The 21306-nt window shown below is 41.3% G+C and carries 18 protein-coding genes; 1 reads left to right on the forward strand and 17 read right to left on the reverse strand.

The genetic code is table 11. The features are described from left to right. Positions 1-23 precede the first annotated feature (23 nt). The 12 genes from G626_RS0100530 to prfB form a co-directional block, all read right to left on the reverse strand. A complete protein-coding gene (locus G626_RS0100530; protein WP_022930836.1) occupies positions 24-761 on the reverse strand; it encodes an ABC transporter permease in 738 nt (245 codons plus the stop codon). Between the two features lie 10 nt (positions 762-771). After that, complete coding sequence (locus tag G626_RS0100535; RefSeq protein ID WP_022930837.1) at positions 772-1749, reverse strand: ABC transporter substrate-binding protein; 978 nt, start codon at positions 1747-1749, stop codon at positions 772-774. Positions 1750-1823: 74 nt separating this feature from the next. After that, complete coding sequence (locus tag G626_RS14875) at positions 1824-4439, reverse strand: ATP-dependent Clp protease ATP-binding subunit (RefSeq protein ID WP_022930838.1); 2616 nt, start codon at positions 4437-4439, stop codon at positions 1824-1826. Continuing rightward, on the reverse strand, positions 4420-5553 hold the full coding sequence (locus tag G626_RS0100545; protein WP_022930839.1) for an ATP--guanido phosphotransferase: 1134 nt from the start codon (positions 5551-5553) through the stop codon (positions 4420-4422). The genes G626_RS14875 and G626_RS0100545 overlap by 20 nt, the downstream gene beginning before the upstream one ends. Beyond that, positions 5522-5836, reverse strand: a complete 315-nt coding sequence (locus G626_RS14880) for a UvrB/UvrC motif-containing protein (protein WP_081647459.1) — start codon at positions 5834-5836, stop codon at positions 5522-5524. Before G626_RS14880 ends, G626_RS0100545 begins: the two co-directional genes overlap by 32 nt. 17 nt (positions 5837-5853) lie before the next feature. Further along, a complete protein-coding gene (locus G626_RS0100555; RefSeq protein ID WP_022930841.1) occupies positions 5854-7188 on the reverse strand; it encodes an ABC transporter permease in 1335 nt (444 codons plus the stop codon). Then, on the reverse strand, positions 7185-7877 hold the full coding sequence (locus G626_RS0100560) for an ABC transporter ATP-binding protein (protein ID WP_022930842.1): 693 nt from the start codon (positions 7875-7877) through the stop codon (positions 7185-7187). Before G626_RS0100560 ends, G626_RS0100555 begins: the two co-directional genes overlap by 4 nt. Continuing rightward, positions 7870-9177 carry an ABC transporter permease gene (locus tag G626_RS0100565; RefSeq protein ID WP_022930843.1) on the reverse strand — a complete coding sequence of 436 codons (1308 nt, stop codon included), beginning with the start codon at positions 9175-9177 and terminating at the stop codon, positions 7870-7872. The genes G626_RS0100560 and G626_RS0100565 overlap by 8 nt, the downstream gene beginning before the upstream one ends. Further along, a complete protein-coding gene (locus tag G626_RS0100570) occupies positions 9161-10342 on the reverse strand; it encodes a hypothetical protein (RefSeq protein WP_022930844.1) in 1182 nt (393 codons plus the stop codon). The genes G626_RS0100565 and G626_RS0100570 overlap by 17 nt, the downstream gene beginning before the upstream one ends. Before the next feature lie 15 nt (positions 10343-10357). After that, entirely contained in the window at positions 10358-11230 is an 873-nt protein-coding gene (gene ftsY, locus G626_RS0100575) for a signal recognition particle-docking protein FtsY (protein ID WP_022930845.1), read from the reverse strand. Beyond that, positions 11227-12960, reverse strand: a complete 1734-nt coding sequence (locus G626_RS0100580; protein ID WP_196800446.1) for a hypothetical protein — start codon at positions 12958-12960, stop codon at positions 11227-11229. Before G626_RS0100580 ends, ftsY begins: the two co-directional genes overlap by 4 nt. After that, positions 12941-14078, reverse strand: a protein-coding gene (prfB, locus tag G626_RS0100585) for a peptide chain release factor 2 (protein WP_156003119.1) whose coding sequence is annotated in 2 segments (ribosomal slippage) — positions 12941-14008 and positions 14010-14078 — 1137 coding nt in all. Because the reading frame shifts where the segments join, the coding sequence is not laid out codon by codon here. The genes G626_RS0100580 and prfB overlap by 20 nt, the downstream gene beginning before the upstream one ends. A gap of 114 nt (positions 14079-14192) precedes the next feature. Between prfB and G626_RS0100590 the strand changes: the two genes are divergently transcribed. Further along, positions 14193-15068, forward strand: coding sequence for a tetratricopeptide repeat protein (locus tag G626_RS0100590; RefSeq protein WP_022930848.1), 876 nt, complete (start codon positions 14193-14195; stop codon positions 15066-15068). 92 nt (positions 15069-15160) lie between these two features. Here the strand turns inward: G626_RS0100590 and G626_RS0100595 are convergent, their stop codons facing one another. The 5 genes from G626_RS0100595 to G626_RS0100615 are packed head-to-tail and all read right to left on the reverse strand — an operon-like array spanning position 15161 to position 21241. After that, positions 15161-17248: a tetratricopeptide repeat protein gene (locus G626_RS0100595; RefSeq protein WP_196800447.1), complete on the reverse strand. Its 2088-nt coding sequence runs from the start codon at positions 17246-17248 to the stop codon at positions 15161-15163. Next, on the reverse strand, positions 17241-18029 hold the full coding sequence (locus G626_RS0100600; protein WP_022930850.1) for a hemolysin family protein: 789 nt from the start codon (positions 18027-18029) through the stop codon (positions 17241-17243). Before G626_RS0100600 ends, G626_RS0100595 begins: the two co-directional genes overlap by 8 nt. Next, complete coding sequence (gene ybeY / locus G626_RS0100605; protein WP_022930851.1) at positions 18026-18502, reverse strand: rRNA maturation RNase YbeY; 477 nt, start codon at positions 18500-18502, stop codon at positions 18026-18028. The genes G626_RS0100600 and ybeY overlap by 4 nt, the downstream gene beginning before the upstream one ends. Beyond that, a complete protein-coding gene (locus G626_RS14885) occupies positions 18499-20313 on the reverse strand; it encodes an HD family phosphohydrolase (RefSeq protein ID WP_081647469.1) in 1815 nt (604 codons plus the stop codon). Before G626_RS14885 ends, ybeY begins: the two co-directional genes overlap by 4 nt. Continuing rightward, positions 20306-21241: a PhoH family protein gene (locus tag G626_RS0100615; RefSeq protein ID WP_022930853.1), complete on the reverse strand. Its 936-nt coding sequence runs from the start codon at positions 21239-21241 to the stop codon at positions 20306-20308. The genes G626_RS14885 and G626_RS0100615 overlap by 8 nt, the downstream gene beginning before the upstream one ends. Between the last annotated feature and the right edge of the window lie 65 nt (positions 21242-21306).

Genomic DNA, 21306 nt, shown 5'->3' on the forward strand with positions numbered 1-21306 from the left:
ACCATTTATAAATATTTTTTTTATTATGGCTCAAAATGTATCATTTTGTGAATTATTTTTCCACCAATATAACTAAAAATTATAATTGCAAGCGTATAAGCAAGAGTATCTGCAGTTTCCAGATGAAGCTGAGAATACTGCATTAAGCTGCCTGCTCCATAACGGGGAATACTTAAAACTTCTCCAGCCGCTACAACCTTCCAGCAGAGTCCAAACACAGATTCTGCACCTGCCATAAGAGACGGCAGGGCTGCTGGCAGGCGGATATATCTAAAGGCTTTAAAACCTGTAAAGCCATAGCAGCTGGCCTTAAACAGTTTCTCCTGGTTTTCCCGATTTTTAGTAAAGCCTTTTTCTGCTGCTGAAATCATAACCGGGAGTGACATCAATATACCGGTAACAACCGGAACAATTCCAGACTTAAACCAGAAAAGAGCCAGAAGAATAAAGGCAATTATCGGCGTAACTCTGATTATATTCAGGGGAAAGGCTATAAAGTCTTTAAAGCAGGGATAATCTGCAGAAAGCAGGCCTGAAAAAAAACCAATGATGAATGATAAAAGGAAGGCAATGATTACCCGCAAAAAGGTAAAGGCAAAGGCTTTCCAGAAGAAGGAGTTTTGTGCAAGGGTAAACAGCCTTAATAAAACTGTATGTGGAAAAGGAAGAATCAGCGGGGCGGCGATAATTGCTGCCACCGCATACCATAGCAGAATCAGAAAAAAAGGAGAAATGATTTTACAAAGATTCTCTTTTTTCATTAATCAGTTATTAATCCTTCTTATAATAAAAGCCCTTATCCGGCAGTTTTCCGCCAATGGAAGTTTTGTCACTTTCCAGGAAAAGTTTTAAAAGCTTTTCAATTGATTTTTTAGCAGAGTCTGCAGGCACATAAGTATAATTAGAAAGAGGTATTGCTTTTGTTACAACAGGGGCTGCAAGACCAAGCTGATGTTTTTCGCACAAGCTTCCGGCTGCGGCGGCGTTACTGATTGTCCAGTTTACAGCTTCATCATATTCTGCAAGAAATGCTTTCATAAGCTCTTGATTTTCTTTTGCAAAGTCAGCGCGGACTACCATTACCGAAAGAGGATAAATTTCTTTTTCACCGGTGAGTTCAAGATATTCCTTCTGAAAATCCAAGGCTGTAATAACCTTGTCTGATTTAGTTTTTGCAATTGTAGCAAATGGCTCCGGCACCACTGCGTACTGAATCTTTCCGGAAATAAGCTGGGCTGCAAGCTGGGCTGTTGGAATTGAGAAATCCATGGTGACATCTGCCTTTTCTCCAGACCAGGTCATTTTATTTTCTTTTAGCAGGTAGCGGAACATGTATTCGGGTGTTGCTCCCTGGCCTGCTACATTAACAGTTTTACCCTTGAGGTCTGTAAAGCGGCGGATATTTTCGTCTGTAGTTATGAGGGCGAGGTTTCCTAGCCCAACAACTGCACAGCAGATTATTGATTTATTGCCTGCATTGTAAACTTTAGCTGCTACATTGGCAGGCATAAAGCCAAGGTCGATTTCTTTTTTAATCATTTTAGGGAGCAGGGCCTGCGGGTCTGCAAACTTTTCATAAGTAAGTTCTGCTTCGGCTGCATCTGTGGAAAGAGTTTTTTTATTTTCCATCAGATATGCGGCAGGCACGCAGGTTGGTCCGTTGAGAAGACCGATGCGAACCTGGGTGGTTTGGGCAAATACAGATGTCGATATTAAAAATGTGATAAGAAAAATTGAAAATCGTTTCAAGATATCTCTCCATAAGGTGGTTTCGATACGGTAGGTGCATCAGCACCGTACTACTCCAACCACCGTGTGTATTTTTATTCATGATGTCTGGTGGTTGAGTAGCCCAAAGGGCGTATCGAAACCACACTTTCTTTAACTTCTACTTTCTCCAGTTTCACTTTTATTTTACCACTGTTACACTCAATTGCAACTGTGTTGAAATCTTTTCCGGCATTTGAAAGAAGCTCCATAGAAAGAGGATCTTCAATTTCCTTGCGAAGGAGGCGCTTCATAGGGCGGGCTCCCATTGCAGGGTTATATCCGTTTTCAATAAGGTATTCCTTTGCCTTTGGCTTAAGGCTGATTGTAAGGCCTTTTTCCTTAAGACGCTCTTCGAGCTCTGCAAGCTGAATGTCCAGAATCTTTGCTACCTCTTTTTTAGAAAGGGCATCGAATACGATTACATCGTCAATGCGGTTTATAAGCTCAGGGCTGAGAAGTTTTTTAAGCTCATTCATAGCACCGGCCTTGATTTCTTCGTAAGGCATAACGCCGTCTGCATTTGCAATAGTTCCAAAACCAACGCGACCTTCGTTTGTAATCTGGCGGGCACCGGCATTACTTGTCATGATGATGACAGTGTTGCGGAAGTTTACTGTGTGGCCAAGATTATCTGAAAGCTCACCTTCTTCCAGCAGCTGCAAAAGCAGGTTGAAAATATCAGGATGAGCCTTTTCAATTTCGTCCAGCAGAACAACCGAGTATGGATGGCGGCGAACCTTTTCTGTAAGCACACCGCCCTCTTCGTAACCGACGTATCCCGGAGGCGCTCCGACTAAACGGCTGGCAGTATGCTTTTCCATATAGTCCGACATATCAATTCGAATCAAAGAATCTTCGCTGCCGAAAAGATATTTTGCAAGTGCCTTGGCGAGCTGAGTTTTTCCAACACCTGTAGGGCCGAGGAATATGAAAGAACCGACCGGATGTTTTGGAGAAGAAATGCCTGCGCGGGCCCGGCGGATTGCGCCGGAAATCACACTGACTGCTGCATTCTGGCCGATTACTGTATTGTGCAGTTCATCTTCCATATGAACAATTCGTTCTGCTTCCGAAGAAGAAAGGCGCTCAACAGGAACTCCCGTCATCTCACTGATAATGCGTTCTACGTCGGAAACTGAAACACGCTTTGTTCCGCTGCTTCCGTTTTTCTTCCACAGGTCGCTGTAAACATTAAGGCGGCGCTTGAGGTCTATTACCTTGTCGCGAACCAGAGCCGCACTTTCATAGTCCTGATTTTTTACAAGAGCCTGTTTTTCTTCTATCAGCTGGCTGATGTTCTGCTCAAGCTCTGCAAGCTCAGTTGGACGGGCTTCTTCCTGAATCTTTTTTGCAGCTCCTGCTTCGTCAAGAATATCAATTGCCTTATCCGGCAAAACCTTTTCCGGAATATAACGGCGGCTGAGTTTTACAATGGCAGGAATTACTGCATCATCATATATTACTCTGTGATAGTTTTCGTATTTAGTTTTGATTCCATTGAGAATCTCTTCTGTTTCTTCGTCGCCAGGCTCTTCAACCTTAACAACCTGGAAGCGGCGTTCAAGGGCCAGATCTTTTTCTATGTGGCGGGTATATTCCTTTGTAGTTGTTGCACCGATTATCTGGATTTCTCCTCGGGAAAGAGCCGGCTTCATGATGTTAGAAGCGTCCATTGTTCCTTCCGGACCACCGGCACCAATGATTGTATGAAGCTCATCAATAAAGAGAATGATGTCTTTATTTTCCTGCAGCTCCTTCATCATCTTTTTCATGCGCTCTTCGAACTCACCGCGGTACTTAGTACCTGCAACAATTGCGGCCAAATCCAAAGACAAAATGCGCTTGTTCAAAAGTCCTTCAGGAACCTTACCGGCCGCAATATGCTGGGCAAGGCCTTCTACAATGGCTGTCTTTCCAACGCCCGGTTCTCCAGTAAGAACAGGATTGTTTTTTGTACGGCGGGAAAGAATCTGAATTACTCGGTGAATTTCTTTGTCGCGGCCTACAACAGGATCGTCTTTGTTTTCGCGGGCCAGCTTTGTAAGGTCGCGGCTGTATTCTGCAAGGAAAGACTGCTTCTGACCGCTGTTCGACTTATCTGCAGGCTGTTTTTTTACAGATTTTTTTTCTTCAAAGACTCCGAAAAGTCCGCCGCCTGCATCATCATTCAAAAGTGAACGGAAAACCGAATCAACCAGGCTTTCTGCATTCTGCTGACGGATTGAAGAACCACCGTCTGCCTGCAGCTCCATTACTGTAAAGCGAAGGTCCATAATTGTGTAGCCTTCATCTGTAAAGAACTTTGCAGCGACAGAGCCTTCATCGCGAACGGCCGCTAAAAGAAGATGTTCTGTTCCAATATAATTATTATGAAGGGCCGCAGATTCAATGTCGGCAATATCAATCATAAACTGATAGCGGCGGCTCTTTGGAATTGAGTCGAGAGTCGGTGAGCTTATGTCATCGCGGAAATAAGTTTCCACAGCCTGCTGCAATTTGTCTGCATCAAGGCCAAGCTCCGCTATAGCTGAATATCCTAATCCTTCCTTTGATTTTAAAATTGCAAGAAGCACATGCTCTGGTAAAAGCTGATTGCTTCCGATTTTTCTGGCTTCATCCTGGGCCAGAACCATCAAGATTTTTTTTGCTCTAGGAGACAGGTTTTTCATTAACAATATCCTCAAAGGCCTGCTGAATTACAATTGTCCTGAGTCTTTTTATCTGCAGCCCTTCGCTTGATTTTATATCATCCTCAAAGGTAAAGGCAAAATTGTCGCAGAGGTATTTGAGATGACCGTCTTTTACCCGATAGTAAAGTCCGTTCAGTTCATTTTCAGAAATACCCTTTACGAGCTTAAGCTGCAGTCCCCACTTAACTGCAGAAATGATACTCACAGCCTCCTCATAAGAAAGAAGCAGCGAATACATTGCCCTTGCGTAGCTCTGCTTAAAAAAATTCAAGACTACTGTAGGATTATTATCGGCAAAATCTGACCGAATCTTGCGTTCTGTTTTTAAAATTACACTTGCAATTGACTGAATTACTGCCATCTGGTCCAATTCTGTGCCTTCTGCAGAGCTTGTTGTAGTGATGTCAAAAAGACAATTGGAAAAATCAGCTATCTGTTCACTCTTAAAAACAGGCCTTATAGAAAGTTTTTTTTCGTGAATCATGGAAACTACCGCTTCAAACTGTCCCGAAAGTACAATAGAAGGAATAAAAAGCCTTACAGTGAACTTAAGACCAGTTCCGCAGTCCTTTATATAAGAAGTAAGATAGCCAAAATCAATATTTGCCGCAAACTGAAGCTTATTCTGCAGAAATTCATCTACCTTATAGACCTTTTCCATGGCTTTTTCGCAGTCAAGGCCCGAAACAAAGGCCGAAATCTTTATATGATTGCTCTCATTTACAAGGCAGGAAGTACTTTCATCTCCATAATTGATTACTACGGCAGAACAATCGTCTTTTATGATGTTTTTGTCGCTTAAAATCTGACGGCCGGGGGCAGAAATCTGGCTCATATCAATAAAATGCCAGTTCTCTGCTCCGCTAAAAGCATCATAAGCCAGGGCCTGAACGCGTTCTTTATCGTCTGCGCTCATTTTTGCGGGAAAAGGAAAATCTGCAAGATTACGTACCAGGCGGGCTCGTGTAGAAATGATTACATCGTCATTTTTTCCAGGCTCGGCGAACCAGGCGCTGGAAGAGGCTGTGCCTGCCGATTTGCCCGAGCCTGCTGCCTTGTCTTTACTGCTGTCCGTCTTTGATTTCCGTGCCATGATTCAAAACCTTAAGATAATCTCTGTAAAGTGCTGCCTTTTCGTAATCTTCGGCTGCAACCGCTTCTTCCAGCTTAATCTGCATGGTCATGCGGTCTACGAGCAGTGAACGGTAGCCTTTGAGGCGCTTTGGCAGAGAGCCCTTGTATTCGCCCTGAATTCCGTAACTTTCCAGAGTTATACGGAACTCATCTGCAAAGGTATAATAACACTCTGCGCAACCTATTTTCTGAGACTTTACAATCTGATCAAAGGTGCTTCCGCACACTGAACAACACTTCATAGAGTTTACAGATTATCTTAGTTTTTCCTTAGAATATCAAGAGGTTTTTCGCGGCCGGCCTTGCGTGAAGGCAGATAGGAAACCAGTACCGAAAGCAGCAAAACTGCCACTATAATAAGAATAATCTGATTTACAGGAATTTCAACTGGAATTTCGCTTAAATAATAGGCCGGATCCATAAGGTGAAGCTGGCCCTTTCCGCCACCAAGCAGGCTGATCCAGTTTACCAGACGCTCAAGACCATGAACTATCTGATTTGAAAAAATTGTAAGGATGATTCCAACCGGAAGGCCAGTTATAAGCCCGCCCGCCCCGCAGGACAAGGCTGCCAGCAGAAAGGCAGAAGTAATTCCGCGAGGGCTTGCACCAAGGCTTTTTAAAATTGCAATTTCCTTCTGACGCTCCATAACAAGCATTACAATTGCAGAAGAAATATTTACGGTTGCAACCAGAACAATCAGCATCATAACAAATACAAGCATTACCTTGGTTGATGAAAAGTTTTCAAACTCTGCAGTGTGAATCTGGTCCCAGCGGTAAACGTTGGCGTAGCGGCCAAAACTGTCTGAAAGGCGTTTTTGAATTGCAACCAGATCTGGAGAAAATGCATCTGCAGTTTCAATCATTACATTATAAGTTGCACTTTCCATAGAAAGTGTAGAATAAGCGGCCTCAAGGGGAATGAATACCCAGAACTGGTCCAGTTCCTGATAACCGGAAGATACAACTGCAACAATGCGGAAGGAAGAAAGCTTTGGAGTAATTTTATTACCGGTTGTTCTTGTGGTTATAATTCTTAAGGTATCGCCGGCAGAAAGCTCCAGGTCTTCTGCCATTTTTTTACCTATTACAACAGGCGGTCGTTTTTCATTCTGGTCCGGATTTACAAAAGCAGAAAGGTCACCCTGGCAAACTTCAAAGAGCTTTGCAAAGGACTTGTTTCTTACAAAAATGTCATTTTCAAGAGCGCGGACTTCTATTCCGCTTCGGCCATTTTTTCCTGCTGCAAGGGCCGAGATTTCAACTTCCGGATAGACTCCGGTAACACCGCGTACACTACAGGTTTGTTCTGCATAGTTTTTAAATGCCTCAGCAGACTGCACTTTGCTTATGTTTGCCGCTACGTAAGCCTGAATGTGAGACGAAGAAAGGCCGACAATTCTTTCGGTCATTCCATCAATCATTCCGTTTGTAATTGAAGTAACTACAACAAGCGGCACAAGGCTAAGACCTATGCAGAGGACGGCGCCAAAAAGGCTTTTACGGGCAATTGATTTTTTTTCGGCCTTTGGGAATATGAGACTGCCTGCAAATTTTAGTGACCAGCCGAAGGAAGCAATCTTCTTTTTCATTTAAGCTTTCCCTCTACTATGCGCAGCTGCCTGTCGCCCTTGGCCGCAAGCCCCATATCGTGGGTTACAAGGATCAGGGTCTTTTTATATTTGTCTGCCATAGAAAAAAGCAGGTCACCAATTTTCGAAGCATTGGCCGGATCCAGGTTTCCGGTAGGCTCATCTGCAAGAATAAGGGTCGGGTCGTTTATGAGGGCACGAGCGGCGGCAACTCTCTGGCGCTCACCACCGGACAGCTGAGAAGGCAGATGGTCTTTTCTGTCTGCAACTCCTACATCTGCAAGCAGGGCTTCTGCTCTTTCAGCTGCTTCTTTTTTTGACATTCCTGCAATAAGAGCCGGCATATAAACATTTTCGAGAGCAGTAAAATCTTTAAGCAGATAGTGAAACTGAAAAATCAGGCCAATAAAGTGTGAACGGTATTCAGCCATTTTTGCTTCGCTAAGATTTGTAACTTCCCATTGTCCGGTCTGCTTTGTTCCGGCAAGGACACTTCCGCTTGTTACAGAGTCGATTCCTGCAATTATATTAAGCAGGGTACTTTTACCGCTTCCACTCTCACCTACTATGGCAATTTTTGAGCCTTCTTCTACAGACAGGTTGAGCCCCTTAAGGACTGTAAGTTTTTCACTGTCTGTTTCGTAAATCTTTTCCAGATTTTTTATGGTAAGGATATCTGCTTTACTCATTATGAAGTACCTCCGAAACTGTCATTTTTAAAACATTTCTGCTTGCTGCCCAGGATGCAATTAAAGGAGAAAAAACTCCGAACAAAGAAATTGCAATAACTTCGCCAGGGAAGACCCGGGCCGGAATTGAAGCATAAAGATTATAAGAGGAGTTAACCTGTACGTACTGAAGGTTTGCTCTGTCTGTAAGTGCAGTTGCAATATACTGAATTGCGTACATAAACTTAGCCGCCAGATTAAATACTACATCTGTATTCAAGCTGATTATGATACCAAGAATTACGCCGGCCAGAGCTCCAAGGGTTCCCATAATTAAACCACGCGTAATAAAGATTGCCTTTATTCCCCGTTCACGCGCCCCAAGTGCCGAAAGCACCGCAATTTCTGTACGTCGCTCAAAGACAAGACGCCGCATTCCGTTGTAGATGTTAATTGCAACTACCACAAAAATCAAAGCTACCAAAAGCAGCAGCATATTTTTTTCGATTCTAAGTGCACCAAAGAAGGTTCGGTTAAAGCTGCGCCAGGAAAGGAGTTGTGGTTTCGATACGCCCTCCGGGCTACTCAACCACCGGAGGGATTTTGACAGGGAATTAATTGCCTTTAAATCATCATCATATTTATTTAGCTTGATTCCCCAGATTTTTTTAGCCGAAGCACCAAAATATTTTTCTGCCGCTTCAAGACCGGTAAAGGCGTAGGACGAATTTATTTCTCCATAGCCGGAAGTAAAAATCCCCGCAACAGTAAAGATTCTGTCAGAAGAAAAAAGCTCTACATCAGAGCCGCCGCTCATAACCATGAGATTTACCTGACTGCCAACTCTTACACCAAGATTTCTTGCGAGAGTAGAACCAAGAATTATTGTATCAGGTTCAGAAAAATCAAAATGGCCAGAAAGCATTCTAAGCTGATTCTGAAAGCCTTCATCCTTATAATAAATATCTTCACTGGCGGCACGGATATTTACAGCAAGAGCCCCGCCCTTTTCTCCGGTCATTAAAGCCTGAGCCTCATAAAAAGGCAGACAGGCACGCACATGCTTATCTTCTTCACATGCTGCCAGAAGAGCTGACTCTTGAGAAGCCGGCACATCTACGGCCCTCAAATGGTAAGAAGATACTTCAAGAATTGCATCGATAAAGCTCATCTGAAAGCCGTTCATTACACTCATAACAACAGTGAGGGTCATAACGCCAAAGCAGATGCCGAGAGTTGCAAGTCTTGAAGTAACCGCAGACCGCCCCTTTCTGTCTACGCGGGCAAAGCGGCGGGAAACTGTACTAATCCACCTTATCATAAACTTTTTTCCTCATAAGTCTTCTGCCGCTATAGAATTCTTCGCTAACTTTTACATCATTTTCATAATTTGTTTTTACAGAAAGTGACTCATCAAAATAAATCCAGGTATAATAAGTTCCTTTTACATCTGTGTAATTATACTGCATTTTTAAGAGGTCATTTTCATAATATTTTAAATCCGGAGGAATGTCATCTTTTTCATTATTTTCTTCTTCCAGATTTTCAGAACCTTCTTCACCTTCCTTAGCGGCAGATGACTTCAGTTCTTTATTCTCTTCTATTTCATAATATTTATATTCATAGCGTTTTGTAAAAAGTTCCGGACTTTTTGAATAATCATCATTTTTATAATGATATTCCTTCTGAAGGTCTTCAATCACTTTATTATTCTCGTTATAAGTCCACTTTCTTTCCTGAATTAAATTTTTCTTTTCATCTTTTATATTATATTTTTTTGATAAAACAGGAGATGAGTTTTCGTTATAAGTGACACTTTCAAAAGCAGTATCAGTTGTAATATCTTTCTGGATAACTTTATTTGTTTCCTCATCATAAACAAATTCTTCCGTTCTCTCAATTTTTGAATCTTGTGCTGAGCGGATTTTCCAGTCCTCTTTTTTTAACAGATGATAATTAAAATCATAAAAGTATCTTAAAACATTCTGATCTGAAGAATGAATGATTACATAACCGTCTGATCTGGTCTGAGGAGAAAGAATTTCATTCTGGAACTCATAGAACTGCAGCTGATTATTTTTTCCGTTATAAAGGCGTCCTTCTCCAGCTTCCTCAAAAAACTTTTCAACAGGATTTAATTCTTCCGGCTGCTCTTCTTCAGCAGTAAGGTCACTTTTTTCTTCTTCAGGAACTTCCGGATTTTCAAGTTCATATTCAGAATAAGACTCTTCCATGCGGGCTAGCTCTTCTGCAATTCTTTCTTCCTCTAGACGGGCAAGAAGAGGCTCTACCCAGGAAGCATCATCATCATAAGGATTATAAAATGAATTATCAGAATCTTTCTTTTCTTTCTGGCTCTTTTCAGCTTCTTCCTGTACATCAGAAAGCTTTTCATTTTTTTTGCAGGATATAAAACATAGCGAAAGAAATGCAGAAGCAAAGATAATGAGAAAAGCTGATTTTTTTATGTTTATTCTTCCTGCCATTTTTCTGCTTAAAACCTACATTGAAAGAAAATCGTTTATGTATGACTGTGCATCAAAAGTCTGAATATTATCATAACCTTCGCCTGTACAAACAAAGGCAACCGGAAGTCCAAGTTCGCGTCCGATTGAAACGGCTACACCGCCCTTTGCTGTGGAATCATATTTCGTCATGATGATTGCATCAATTTTTACTGCTTCGTTAAAAACCTCTGCCTGGCGCAGGGCATTCTGACCTGTTGTTGCATCAATTACGAGAATCTTTTTATAGCAGCCTTCGTCTGCTTTGAGACTGCAGGTGCGGTCTATTTTCTGGAGTTCGCGTACAAGGTTTTCTTTATTGTGAAGTCGACCGGCTGTATCTGCAATTACAAGGCCAGGACCTGCCGCACGCAAAGCATCTGCTGCATCAAAAACAACTGCAGAAGGATCTGAACCGTGCTGATGACTAACTACACGAACGCCAAGTCTTTCACCATGCAAAGCAAGCTGTTCTATTGCCGCTGCACGGAAGGTATCTGCACTGGCAAGAACAATATTTTCAACTCCCCTGCCTTTAAAATATTTTGCAAGTTTTGCAGCACTTGTAGTTTTTCCAACTCCGTTTACTCCAAGCATCATCCATACATTCTGTCTGCCCTTTTCCGGCTCTAATGAAAGAGGCTTTACATCTGCCAGAAGCAGTTCTTTAAGTTTTGCAATAATTCCTTCCTGGTCACGGATTTTTTCTTTATTACAAATTGACTCAAGCTGATCAACTATTTCAAAGGCTGTCTTTGCACCGATATCTCCTTCAACGAGCATATCTGTAAGTTCTTCAAAAAAATCTTCGTTTATTGAGTTTCCCTTTGAAAAGAGAGCTTTTAATTTTTCACCGAATGACTGTTTCATTTTTTTATATCTCCATCTTTTTCTTCCTGAATATTCTGGCTGCCGTCTTCATTTTCAGAAGCCGTTTCTGCTTCTGCAGTTTCTTTCAAACTTTCCGGATCTACATACTCAAATAAAAGTTTATCACCATCACGGGCATTCTGAGGCAATACAGAATTTGCTGCAATAAGATAACGGACAAGTTCATAGCCCCATAAAATTCCGCAGCCTATTGAAATAAAACGTGTAACGTTTGTTGCCGTCTGCCAGGCTCTGGCTGTTTCCAGATCTGTCTGATAATTCTTATACAGGTTTACGTAATTCTGATAATTACCGTATGTATAGAAGGTTGGAATAAGTGACATGATAAAAATACTATAAGTTCCATACATTATTTTTCGTCGTTTATCTATATAAGACATTCTGTCCATTGGCTTAGGTTTAATAGTAAGATAATTTCCATCATAAACCTTTTTTTCCGGAATATAGAAAAAGGCGGTATCTCCATTCTCGGTAATAAACTCACCAAGAATTGCTTTTCCGTTTATTGCAATTTGAGATTTTTTTCCGTCTATATCCAGGGCTCTTTCACCATTAACCAGCATACTTCCTTCAATTGGTTTTCTGAGGCCTATCTGAATAAAACCTGATTTTGGCTTTTCAAAATGAACTTCTATTTTATATTTTTTATTACCTTCAAAGTTATAGCTTGTTCCTGCGTTTTTATATCCTTCAGAAACAAATTGCATTGCATTAACACCTGAGTCTACAATCAGTTTTCCGTTTTCAATATGCTGCAGAACATTATCAATATAAACCATTGCCTTTGCAGCTGCTTCTTCCGGTTCAATTACAATCTCAAGTTCTACAGGAAAAGAATTAGCAAGAATTGGAATTATCTGCATAACGATATTTGTATTAATCATTTCAAGATCATTGACTGAACCAACTTCTGCTACTGAACCGATTTTTTTTGCACCCGGAAAAGCATACAAATCTACATATACAGAAATATAATCTCCATACTTAGAAAAATGTCCGGTCAGCAGAGTGTTTATACCCACAGAAACGATTGTCTTTTCACAAGCCGGATCGGTAATGCTTAATTCTTTCATAGAATCCGGCAGAGAAAAGAGACTTGTATAGTCGTCGCGATAAAATGCAATATCTTCTTTTTGAATTATACTTTCATCACGATTAAAAATATTTCTGAATAAGTTTTTAAGACGCTGAAATTCAGAATCTTCTTCATCCATATTTTTAAGGGCTTCATCAACCTGAGCCATCTGCTTTTCATTTTCTTCAACGGCTTTTTTTAATTCTTCAAGATTGTTATCTATTTTTTTCTGAATATCTTTTATTTTTTTCTCTGAGTCGTGAATGGCGTTTTTTAATTTAAAATCAGAATAGTTACTTAGAACAAGAGCGTCTCTTTTTTTATACTCAGCAGATAACTGTAAAAACAGAGACTGTCTTTCTGCCCTCAATTTATATTTTGTTCTTTCAAAGCGTTCATCAGGATAAACATTTCTGATTGCGGAATAACCGATTTTTTCAAGGATATCTGATGGTATAAGCTCGGCGGTTTTATCATTAACTGCATCTGCTGGCACAGAAGAGTCAGGGACAAATTTCTGTGCCGCAATAATCCATCTGCTGTTCTCACCGGAAAGCGGAAAAGCAAAAGTGCAGAGAATAATTATCATTAGCAAAAGAGTTCGCTGCAGAGTCTTATACGTCGTCTTCATCATCTCCAGTGCCGTCCATTGGAAGGCCCTTCCATTTTGCTACAAGATATGCATTCATAAAGTCATCAAGATCGCCGTCCATAACTGCCTGGATGTTTCCAACTGAATAGCGGGTACGGTGATCTTTTACCATTGTATATGGACAGAAAACATAAGAGCGGATCTGGCTTCCGAAAGAAATATCTTTCTTTTCTGCCATGAACTTTGAATTTTCTTTTTCCTTCTGCTCGCGGTAGTATTCGTAAAGGCGGGCCTTAAGCATGTTCATACAGGTCTGACGGTTCATAAGCTGGCTGCGCTCTGTCTGGCAGGCAACAACAATACCTGTTGGAATATGGGTAAAGCGTACGGCAGAGTCTGTCTTGTTTACGTGCTGTCCACCCTTACCTCCGGCTCGGTAAGTATCTACGCGCAGGTCTTCCGGTTTTATGTCAACTTCAATTGTGTCATCCAGAACAGGATAAACATAAACAGAAGCAAAACTTGTATGTCGTCGGGCATTTGCATCAAAAGGACTGATTCGAACCAGACGGTGAATTCCACCCTCGCCTTTGAGATATCCGTAAACAAAGTCTCCGGAAATCTGAATTGTGATGGATTTGATTCCGCCTTCTGCTTCCAGCTGGTCTACAACTTCTGTTTTGTAGCCGTGACGTTCGGCCCATCTTAAATACATTCGGCTGAGCATAAAGGCCCAGTCGCAGGCTTCTGTTCCACCGGCTCCCGCATGTACGGTAAGGAAGGCATCGTTCTGGTCTACTTCTCCAGAAAGGAGATTTAAGATATTCAGCTTGTCAAACTGTGCCTTTGCAGCATCATACATTGAGCGCACTTCATCCTCGTCGCTCTGCTCGCCCGATTCTGCAGCAAGCTCGTACATTGCTTCGAGGTCATCCATATCTGCTATGATTTTTTTCCAGGGTTCTATACGGTTTTTGAGCTTTCTTATCTGGCTCATTACCTTTTCTGCGGCTTCGTGGTCATCCCAGAAACCAGGGGCTTCGGTAAGCTTTTCTTTTTCTGCTATCGCCTTTTCAATTGCGGCAGAGTCAAAGACGCCCCCAAACGTTCATAATTTCTTCTCTCAACTGTTCTATTGGTAATTTTATTTCTTCTAACATACCCCTAGAATAGCACGAATTTCAAAACTTGTCATTGCCGTGTCATCCCGAACTTGTTTCAGAGTCAGCATGACGAAGTGGACGAAGCAATTCTTTCATGTTATTATTATAAATATGAAGAAAATTATTTGCTCACTTTTTTTGATTGCAACAGCAGTTCTATTATTTGCAGAACGTCCTTTGGTTCGTGATATTCAGGCCCGGGCCGGCAGCAATAAAAAAGTCCGTATTACCTGGACTCTGCCTTCAGAAGCAGATCCAGCTTTATACAATCTTCTCCTGTACAGAACCACCGAGCAGATTACTTCATTCAAACAGTTAAAAGACCTGACTCCCCTTGCCCAGCTTTCTCCGGACCGCAGTTCTTACACAGATACTCTTGAAGATCTCCGCGATTATTTTTATACAGTGATTTCAGAAACTTCAACCGGTCCTTATGACCTGGTTCTGCTTTCTTTTAACTCTACTGTAACCGGTGTTCATCTGAATGCTAAAAAGAAAGTTGATGAACCTGCGGCTAAAACTGATTATGAAACAATATATCCTGAAGGAACTTTAAGAAAAACTCCTTTACCTTATCTTGATATAATCGAAGGTGTTGGTGCAGAACCTCTTGTTTCTGATTCTACTGCCTCTAAAGTCTCTACCCTTACCGGAGGTAACAAAAAAGCAGGCAAGGGTTCGGCTCTGCAGCCTTATATTTTTGAAGAAGACCTTGTTTCTCCGGATGGCGGTGATGCCTACCTGCTCTTTGAAATCTTAAAAATTTCTTTTGTTACAAAAAAATACAAGGAATCAATAGACAAACTGAATCAGCTGATTGGAACAAATATCAGCGAAAGCACCCGTAATCGTGCTTACTTTTATCTTGGCCAGGCTCAGTATTTTAATAAGAATTACGAAGAGGCTGTAAGAAGTTTTGTTAAGGTTCAGGGAATCTACCCGACACTGTCGCAGAAGTGGTTAGAGGTTTCGTTAGACAGAATATAGATGCATGTGATTTCGATACGGCTTCGCCTACTCAATCACCGTTAGAAATCACCGGTGGTTGAGTGCGCACGAAGTGCGTGTATCGAAACCACCTATCTTATCTTTCTCAGTAAATCAATTATTGCAGGACGTTCAACCGCCTTTTTAATCTCTGCCACAAGTTCATCACCACGAACTTCATTGTTTACCACTGGATTTCCTTCTTCATCAGCATTTGGAACTGTATCCATTCCGGCTTCTGTATTCTGGGCCGGCATACTTACAAGCACAAGCTCATCGCCTTCATTGATTCTGTCATAAAAACCATGGCTGGTAATTGAAGCCTCAGACACCTCTTCGCCGGCCTCTGTTACAACAAGCATGCCTACGACATCATCATCCCTGAAGAAAAGTCCTGCACCGCTGTCTGCAGTTTTTACACAGCCCTTGCGGATAATCTTAAACTCAGCATCCTTTACAATATTTTCAGAACGACCTAAGTCAATTAAAACTGTCTTTCCATTACGCTGCAATATTTTTCCGCGTACAGTAAGTTTTTCCAGAACCGAATTACGGAAACGGCGGAGCACGGTAGAAAAACGATTGTTTCCGGTTGCGTAATACTTTTCACTGAAGGTTTCTGTTCCGGTTCTTCCTGAATACATTGTTGCGCTCAGGCTTACATCATCCTGACCTTCACTCAAAGAAACCATAATAAAATAATCAAAATCATTTGCACGGGCATTTTTAAATGCCTCTCCGTAGCCCGATACAGGAGTTACCTGTGTTTTTACAGAAGTAATTGCAATGCCCGAAAAAACGTCACCGCAGGCCAGAGCAGTAAGTCTGTCAGAATCTGCATGGTTAAAGGTAGATGTATTTTCAGTGTAGAATACTGCAATATTCCAGCGGATTTTATCCAGATAGAAAGCGTCTACCTTCCATCTTTTTGCAAGAGTATTATTTAAAAGCGAATCATAAGCTTCGATTGTATCATTAAGACTCTGTGGAAGTTTATTTTCTGAATTATCTTTTACAAATTTCAACTGATCCAGATAAAGTTCATGCATTCCGTTAAGCTCGAGTATATCTGCATAAGCAAGTCGTGCAGCAGCATTTGAAGGGTCCAGCATAAGGGCTCTCTGATATTCATAAGTAGAGCCTGCCTTGTCGTAACGGCTGTCATACTGACGGGCAACATTCAGGTGATAAGAAGCCCATTCAGCCCGGCGTTTATCATCAAAATCAAGTTCATTTTTTGCAACCAGTTCCAGCATCATTCTCATAAGCTCGTCCTGAGGATTTACTGAAAGACCTGCATTCCAGGTTGCAACTGCTTCATCAATATTGCTGAGTTTTGCCTGAGCTGTACCTTTTAAATACCAGGCTGCAGATGCATTTCTGTTTCGTTTGATAATAAAATCGCAGAGGTCAATAACCTCGCTGTAACGATGCTGCAGATAAACAATCTGGGCCAGGAGTTCATAAGCCTGCTCATAGCCGCCGCGAATCTCAACTGCAATTCTGGCATGCTTTTCTGCATTCTTATAATCACCCTTCATTGTATAAATGATTGCCGCAAGGTAATGAACTTCAGGTTCACCGGAATAAAACTGCATTGCCTGACGCAGATATTTTTCTGACTGAGCATAGCGTTTTGTTTCTGCACAAACAAGGGCGAGAGAAAGAAGGGCCTTTCTGTTTGTATTCTGTCGTTTTAAAGCTTCTGCATACTGATTTTCTGCTCCGGAAAATTTTCCGTCGTAAAGTTCAATTTCTGCAAGTCCGAAATGAGCATCTATATCATTAGGATATTTTTTAAGAACTTCGTTAAAAATCTGACGGGCTTCTTCTGTACGGCCAAGGGCCAGCAAAATCATTCCCTTAAGATTTTTTATTTCAGATTTATTGTTTTCGTATTTTTCTGCACTTTCAAGATACTGAAAGGCAAGATCAAATTCACCAAGATGGTAGGAACAGTCTGCCAGACGAAACCAGGCATCACTGAAAGCAGGATTTGAATTAACTACCTCAATAAAATACTGGGAAGCAGTATACCAGTTTTCTTCATTTTGAAGTTCAACCGCCTCATTATAAAGCTTGAGGATATTTTTTGAATCAGCTGCAAAAAGAGGAGAAAGTCCGCTTAAAGCCGCTGCAAAAATCAGTGTAACTACAAACCTGCTTAGTTTTTTACTCATCATCCTTACCGTCGTTTATATTTTTAATAATTTTTACCATATTGATTCGGTGGCCTTCCATATCCTGTACAATAAAATCGTAATCATTCCAGCTCACCTTTTCATATTTTACAGGAACCTTACCGAACAAATCAAATACAAAACCGCCCAGAGAATCAAAATCTTCGTTAGGGAACTGGGCTTCAAGGCTTTCATTCAAATCATCAAGGTCTACACGGGCATCGCAAAGCCAGATATTATCGCTTACCTTGAGAATATCTTCCTGCTCCTTATCAAACTCATCCTGAATATCGCCTACAATCTCTTCGATAATATCTTCCATTGTGACGATTCCAGAAACTCCACCGTACTCATCAATTGCAATTGCAATATGCAGGTGATGGCGGCGGAATTCTCGCAACAGGGAGTCTATGCGTTTGCTTTCAGGAACAAAGTAAGCCTTGCGGGCAATTTGGGTAAGATTGATTTCTTTTTTTTCGGCAAGACATTTGATAATATCTTTTACATAAAGCACGCCAATTACATTATCAATCGAATCTGTATAAAGCGGAAAGCGGGAATGTCCGCTGGCAACTATTTTTGTAAAAAGCTCATCCTGAGGTGTATCGCTGGAAATAAAATCTACGTCGATTCGGGGAATCATTACTTCCTTTACAGAAGTTTTAGACAAATCCTCAACACCCTGAATCATGTCTTTTTTTTCTTCGTTTAAAATTTCCTGCTGAATCTGTTCTGCCTCTTCAGCTGCAGTATTTTTTTTCTTTTTCTTAAAAAAACTCATTTTATTATTTTTTCATCCTTTAATTTTTCTAAAACATTTTCCTGAAGCACAAGCATTTCGCAAACCGGAGCAGTGCCTTTTTCAATATGCTCCTCGCCGTGATCCATTCCGTTCAGGTGTAAAAGGCCGTGTACTATGAGACGCTTAAGCTCATCGTTGCGGCTCTCTTCAAAATAATCGGCATTTACCGGCAAAGTATCAAGGCTGATTACTATATCACCTACGCATTTCCACTTGCCCTCTTCGTCTTCATATTCTTCATCGTTCTCAAAAGAAAGAACATCTGTAGTGCTGTCTATGTTGCGGTAGGTTTTATTGAGCTCCTGCATGTATGTGTCGTTACACAAAAGCATGGAAATTTCCTGACCATCGAACTTCAGCTCGGCAAGGGCTTTTTTAACAAATGGCTCTACATTTTCAAACCAGTCGGGTTCATTTACACCCTCCTGCATTGCTACATATACTCGATTCATTTCTTTTCCTTTTTCGGAGCAGGCTTGGCTGTTGTATTTTTTGCAGCTGTTGTTTTTGCAGTAGCTGCAGGCTTTGCAGCTGCGGCCGGCTTAGAAGGAGCGGCAGGTTTTACTGCTTCTGCAGGGCTTGCACCTTCTTCTGCTTTTGCAGGTGCCTGATCCGGATCCTGCTGATTCTGATACTTAATGCGGTTATGATAGTAACCAGTAAGAAGGTTTACAAAGGCCGCTTTGATTTTCGAAATATCGCGGAAGGTAAGGTCACAGTTATCAAGCTGCTTTGCCTCTACCTTCTGATTAATGAGAATTGTAATGAACTTATCCAGACGTGGTGAAGTTGGATTTTCCAGAGTATGGCAGGCAGCCTCAACAGTATCTGCCAGCATTACAACTGCAGATTCTTTTGTTGTCGGTGGAATGCCAGGGTAACGGAAGTCATCCTCATCCAAAGAAGGATCTTTTTCCTTTGCACTGTTATAGAAATAAGTGATTATACTGTTTCCGTGGTGTTCAGAGATAATATCAATTACTGCCTGTGGAAGATGGATCTGTCTTGCCTTTTCAACTCCCTTACGTACATGGCTTTTAATAACAGATGCAGAGAGTGTCGGGTTCAGGTCGTTATGTTTGTTTTCCATACCGTTTACCTGATTTTCTACAAAGTATTCGCTCTGATCCATTTTACCAATATCATGATAGTAAGCACCTACACGGGCAAGCAGAGCATTTGCACCGATTTCCCGGCAGGCAGATTCTGCAAGCTGGGCAACCATCATAGAGTGATTATAGGTTCCGTTAGACTGAATCTGCATCTGCTTGAAGATTGGAGTATTTGCGTCACTCAAATCCATAAGGCGGAAAACAGAAGCTGTATTAAGAATTATTTCAAGTGGAGTAAGGAAGCCAAGTGTAAGGATTCCCGAAAGGAAGCCGTTGATTGCAAGACCAATCATCAGCTTTGGAAGTTCATCAAAAGTTTCATTGAAAATTACAGAAAAAAGTAAAACATAAACAATATTGAAAACCGCAATCATAAGACCTGCAAAAACCAGGTCCAGACGGCGTTCAATTTTGCGGACAATTGCTGCAGAAGTAAGAGATGAAGCAAGTGTCAGAAGGAAGGTTGGAATCTGCCAGTTTGTTGCACAGAGAACTCCAATGCTCATTACAATCGAAAGCAAAAGAGCCGAAAGATTTCCATAAAGAATCGTAACAATCATTATGAATAAAGCTGATGGAATTGCAATGCAGATGCTGTAGGGACTTGAGAAAATTGGCAGCTTACCACAGAAAGCCGTTACCGCAAAAACTGCCAGAAAGAAGATTACCTGAAGAAGAGGTTCTTTAAATAAAAGCTTTCTGTTAACTGATATAAAGGTAAATAAGAGATACCACATTATAGAAAGCAGCAGCAGATAAAGCTCGCTGTTTGCAAAAGCGCGGTAGTCTATATAAAGCGGAGATGCGGACATTTTCTTAAGTTTTGCGTAGCCTTCTTCTGTAATGGGAAAACCTTTTTTAATGATTTTTTCACCCTTGGTTACAGATACGGGATCTAAATTATCCGGAGACAGGCTTCTGTCTGCAAGAATTGTACGGTCTGCAATCTGACCTATTTCAAAATCTTCAAGAGAGAAATTTGCAATGGTCTGCGCTGTAGAAATTTTCAGAAAGTTCAGGGCAGAAACTGCAAGAAGGCCTGCCAGGAAAAGAATAAGAAAGGGATAGTTCTTTCTTATATACTCTCCCGTGCCTTTCATTATCTGGCTTACTGCACCAGGCTTTTCATTTTCTTTTTCGGTATTATTCATTTTCATTTTCGTATGCCTTTACTATCATTTTTACCAATGGATTTCTTACAACATCATCTGCCGTAAGCTCCATAAAACCTATATCTTCAATTTTGCTTAATATTCTTATTGAATGCATAAGGCCGGATTCAACCTTTTTTGGAAGGTCTATCTGGCTTGGGTCCCCGGTAACAAATACCTTTGTATTTTCGCCCATACGGGTAAGGAACATTTTCATCTGGGCGCAGGTCGTATTCTGAGCTTCGTCGAGAATTACAACTGCATTATTGAGGGTGCGTCCTCTCATGTAAGCAAGGGGTGCCACCTCTACAATACCAGCTTCAAAAAGTCTTTTTACGCTTTCTGGTGGAAGTATTGTTTCCATTGCATCACGGAGAGGACGAAGATAAGGGTCGATTTTATCTTCCAGGTCTCCGGGCAAAAAGCCAAGGCTCTCACCTGCTTCAACTACAGGCCTGGTTATGATTAATTTTGATTTCTTATGGGCCAGTATAAGACGAAGAGCCTCTGCCACAGCGAGATAGGTTTTTCCGCTTCCTGCAGAACCTGTACAGAATACCATATCACGGCTTTGCAGAAGATTTACATATTCTGCCTGGCCCTGGGTACGCGGATATACACGACGAACCGCGCCTGGAACCATAATTACCATTTCTTCTGCATTTATTTTACGTTTAGTATTAAGAACTGTAAGGATTATATCGTCACTGTTTTTACCGCCAGACTGAACCTCATCTACAATGCGGTCTACTATGAACTGAAATTTCTGGCAGATTTCGGGAGCGGCGTTTTCTACAGAAAGTTCATTGCCCTTTGTAAAGACGGGCACTCCCAGATGTTCTTCTATGAGCTGTAAATTTTTGTCATTAGTTCCACAAAGGCAGGAAAGCACGTCGTTGTCTGGAACTACTATTGTATATTCGTTCAAAAATACCTCTTATTCTATTATTATTTATCAATTCATTATTGTCAATCTTTAATAAATTGTCATAT

Source organism: Treponema bryantii NK4A124 (genome assembly GCF_000421345.1).
Lineage (GTDB): Bacteria > Spirochaetota > Spirochaetia > Treponematales > Treponemataceae > Treponema_D > Treponema_D bryantii_B.